1 protein-coding gene is annotated in these 638 nt (G+C 45.6%); it reads left to right on the top strand.

Annotated features, from left to right (window positions below; genetic code table 11):
* Positions 1 to 638, top strand: a 638-nt coding sequence (locus tag A3735_RS30475; RefSeq protein WP_197485748.1) for a hypothetical protein, incomplete at both ends; no start/stop codon positions are given.

The raw sequence follows: 638 nt of genomic DNA, 5'->3' as shown, positions 1-638 counted from the left end.
GGATTTGGTCGGAGGAGTCTGGGCTGCTTATGCTTATTACAATCTTGCTATAGCTTATGCTGAAGCGAGCCATGACAAAACTAAAGCGCTCGGCACGCTTTGGATAGCGAGTTCACTGAATAAAGGTAAAAGCGAAGAAGAGTTGGCTTTGGCTGACCGAATTAATCTTGCGTCCGGCTCACTCTATTTGGAGGGGGGAAAGCCAGACCTTGCTTTAGAGTTTTTCAAAAAGGTTCGCCTTGACTCTGACAGTACGGCTGCAGGCTTATACCTGAATGGCTTGGCACATCTGGAGCTTGGTGATTTTCGTGCTGCCACTCAATCCTGGTTTAGTACCAAGACTTACCCTCTTACAAATCAAAGTGTTGCTGAAGCAGCATTGGCCATTCCTTACGCATACGAACGCTCCGGCTATATAAGTCAGGCTCTTGAAGCCTATAAAGAAGCCAGTTCCGGCTTTGAAAACGAATTGAGAACGATTAACAAGCTAGATACGGCGCTTGAAAAACATGGTGCGCATGCAGTGTTGATTGATGGTAGTGAAATTAAGGGGCTGGAGTGGTTTTTGTCAAAAGGTGTTGTTAAGAATACTACACGCGCTGCTTATTACCGTTATTTCGCTCAGGATAGGGATATTC

This window comes from Oleiphilus sp. HI0061, from assembly GCF_001635675.1.
The sequence above is the reverse complement of the archived record's forward strand: the minus strand, read 5'-3'. Positions and strand labels throughout refer to the sequence as shown.